The following is a 3,875-nucleotide window of genomic DNA, read 5'->3' as shown; positions in this document are numbered from 1 at the left end:
ATCGGCCTCTCCGCCACGCAAAAGCCCGTCGGCGCGGTCGCACGCTTTCTGGTCGGCGGCGTGAGCATCGATAGCGGCGTTCCCGCGGACTGCGCGATCATCGACGTGGGTCACATCCGCGAGCGCGATCTCGCGCTGGAGATTCCGCCCGTGCCGCTCGAAGCGGTCATGCCCAATGAGGTGTGGGAGCGCGTCTACGACCGCCTCGCCGAACTGGTCGCGCTGCATCGCACTACGCTGATTTTCGTCAACACGCGCCGCATGGCCGAGCGCGCCGCGCGCCATCTGACCGAACGGCTCGGCAAGGAAGCCGTCGCCGCGCATCACGGCAGTCTCGCCAAGGAGCATCGTTTCGACGCCGAACAACGTCTGAAACGGGGTGATCTGCGCGTGCTGATCGCCACCGCGTCGCTGGAACTGGGCATCGATATCGGCGACGTCGATCTGGTCTGCCAGATGGGTTCGCCGCGCGCCATCGCGCCGTTCCTGCAACGGGTGGGACGCTCGGGCCACCATGTCGGCGGCATGCCGAAGGGGCGATTGTTTCCGGCTTCGCGCGACGATCTGATCGAATGCGCGGCATTGCTCGACTGCGTGCGGCGCGGCGAACTCGACGCGCTGCGGATTCCGCGCGCGCCGCTCGATGTGCTCGCGCAACAGATCGTCGCTGAAGTATCGAGCGCCGAGTGGGACGAAGCGGCGCTGTTCGAGATGATGCGGCGCGCGGCACCCTACGCCGATCTGGAACGCGAGCAATACGACAGCGTGCTGCGCATGCTCGCCGAAGGTTATACGAGCCGCAACGGTCCGCGTGGCGCCTATATTCATCGCGACGTGGTGAGCGGCACCTTGCGTGGGCGGCGCGGCGGCAAACTCGTTGCCGTCACCTCGGGCGGCACGATTCCCGAGAACGCCGACTACGCGGTGGTGCTCGAACCGCAGGCGATCAATATCGGCACCGTCAACGAGGATTTCGCGGTCGAGAGTCTGGCCGGCGATGTGTTTCAACTCGGCAATGCGTCGTACCGGATTCTGCGTATCGAGAGCGGCCGCGTGCGGGTCGAGGACGCGCAGGGGCAGCCGCCGAATATTCCGTTCTGGCTCGGCGAGGCACCGGGGCGCAGCGATGAATTGTCGTTCGGCGTAGCGCGCTTGCGGGAGCAGATTGGGCGTCTGTTAGATGGGCAGGAGGCCGATGGAGATGCCCATGCCCATGCCGGTATCGACGCCGACACCGAAGTCATGCCCGCGCGTCTCCAACGCGCAATCGACTGGCTCATCGACACCCTGGGTCTGGACGAAGCCGCCGCCCGCCAGATCGTCGACTATCTCGCCCGGGCACGCGCCGCGCTCGGCGTACTGCCGTCGCAAAACACGCTCGTGATGGAGCGTTTCTTCGACGAATCCGGCGGCACGCAACTCGTGATTCACGCGCCGTTCGGCAGCCGCGTGAACCGCGCATGGGGTCTCGCGCTGCGCAAGCGTTTTTGCCGGACCTTCAACTTCGAACTGCAAGCCGCCGCGACGGAAGACGCGATCGTGTTGTCGCTGACGGGCAGCCATTCGTTCGTCCTCGACGACGTATGGCGTTACCTGCATTCGAACAGCGCCGAACATCTGCTGATCCAGGCGCTGCTCGACGCGCCATTGTTCGGCGTGCGCTGGCGCTGGAACGCGACCACCGCGCTCGGCCTGCCGCGTTATACCGGCGGGCGCAAGACGCCGCCGCAATTGCAGCGCATGCGCAGCGAGGATCTGCTGACGAGCGTGTTTCCCGACCAGGCCGCGTGTCTGGAAAACGTCGTCGGCGAGCGCGAACTGCCGCATCATCCGTTAGTGGACCAGACCGTCGACGACTGCCTGCACGAAGCGATGGACAGCGAAAGCTGGATTGCGTTGCTGCGCCGTATCGAACAGGGCGACGTGCAACTGGTCGCGCGCGATCTGCCGGCGCCCTCGCCGCTTGCCGCCGAAATCCTCAACGCCAAGCCCTACGCCTATCTCGACGACGCCCCGATCGAGGAACGCCGCACGCAAGCCGTGCTGAACCGGCGCTGGACCGATCCGTCCAGCGCCGACGACCTCGGCGCGCTCGATGCCGACGCGATCGACAGCGTGCGCGACGAAGCATGGCCGCAGGCGCGCGGCGTCGACGAGATGCATGAGGCGCTCACGGGCCTTGCCTGCCTCACCGAGGCCGAGGCGCGCGGTAGCGAAGGCTGGCCGGCATGGCTTGCGTCGCTCGCCGAATCGGGCCGTGCGACGCTGCTGCGGCTCGCGGCCGACGAGGCGCTGTGGCTGCCCGTCGAGCGTCTGACCTGTTTCCAGGCGCTCTACCCCGACGCCCCGTTCGAACCGCCGCTCAGCGCGCCGAAAGGCTACACCGACACGTGGAGCGCGGACGACGCATTGCTCGACGTGCTGCGCGCCCGGCTGACCGGCTTCGGCCCGCTGCCGATGCGCGTGATCGCGGAGGCGCTGAAGTTGCCGGCGGCATCGGTCGAACACGCGCTGACGCGTCTCGAAGCGGAAGGCTACGTGATGCGCGGCCGCTTCTCGCCGGGCGCCATCGAAGAAGAATGGTGCGAGCGTCATTTGCTGGCGCGGATTCACCGTTACACGGTGAAACGCCTGCGGCGCGAGATCGAGCCGGTGGAACGGCACGACTTCATGCGTTTTCTGTTCGAGTGGCAGCATCTGACACCGGACACCCGCAGCGAGGGACGAGACGCGCTGGCCGCCGTACTCGAACAAATGGAGGGTTTTCAGGCCGCTGCAGGTGCATGGGAAGAAGACATTCTGCCGGCGCGCGTGAAGGCATACGCAAACGTTTCGCTCGACGAACTATGCCGTGCCGGCAAGATCGTCTGGACGCGTCTGACCGAGCGGGCACGCGCTGCCGCCGGACCGGTGCGCAGCACGCCGATCGTGCTTTTGCCGCGTGCTCAGGTGCGCAAGTGGCACGCGCTGCTCGATCCGTCGAAACAACCCGAGCTATCGGCTCGCGCGCAAAGCGTCCATGACACGTTAGCGCAACATGGCGCGATGTTCTTCGACGAATTGCTGACCGAGGTCGGCGGCTTGCGCATGGAACTGGAGAGCGCGCTGGGCGAACTGGTTGCCGCGGGCCTCGTGAATTCCGACAGTTTCGCCGGCTTGCGGGCGTTGCTGAAGCCGGTCGCCAAACGCAGTGCCTATTCGGGCAGCCGGCGCGTCAGGTCGAGTGCGTTGATCGGCGGCATGGACGACGCAGGACGCTGGGCGCTCATCAAACGGCCGGCGAAAGCGGAAACCGAAAGCGGCAACGGCGACCACCATGGCAGCGAAAACGGCCGCAGGCCCGCGCTCACCGTCAACGGACGGCGTGCGCCGCTCGCACCGGAGATACTCGAACACATCGCGATGACGCTGCTGCGCCGCTACGGTGTCGTGTTCTGGCGCCTGCTCGAACGCGAAGCCGAATGGCTGCCGCCATGGCGCGACCTGTTGCGGGTCTTCCAGCGACTCGAGGCGCGGGGCCAGGTGCGTGGCGGGCGCTTCGTCAACGGGCTCGCAGGGGAGCAATTTGCGTTGCCCGAGGCGATCCCCTTGCTGCGCGAAGTGCGCCGGCATGCACACGATGGTGTCTGGGTGTGCGTCTCGGCGACCGATCCGCTCAATCTCGCCGGCACCTTGCTGACCGGCGACAAGGTACCGTCGGTGGCCGGCAACCGCCTGCTGTTTCGCGACGGCATCGTGGTCGCCACACTTGTTGCCGGCGACTTTAATTTTCTGCCCACGCTCGGCACCGACATGGAAGCAAAGACCCAGGCCCGTTTGCGGCTTGCGAGACGTTATTGATCGAGCCACGCCAGCTCGTCGAGACGGGCCGGCCT

The 3,875-nt window shown here is 66.5% G+C and carries 1 protein-coding gene; it reads left to right on the top strand.

Annotated features, from left to right (window positions below; genetic code table 11):
• The coding region (locus tag QOC89_RS02665; RefSeq protein WP_323043603.1) for a DEAD/DEAH box helicase at positions 1–3,840 on the top strand (3,840 nt) is incomplete at its 5' end.
• Positions 3,841–3,875: the final 35 nt, after the last annotated feature.

It is taken from the genome of Paraburkholderia sp. (genome assembly GCF_034668105.1).
In the GTDB taxonomy this organism is placed as follows: domain Bacteria; phylum Pseudomonadota; class Gammaproteobacteria; order Burkholderiales; family Burkholderiaceae; genus Paraburkholderia.
Note: the sequence above shows the minus strand (reverse complement) of the source record. Positions and strands in the feature narration are given on the sequence as shown.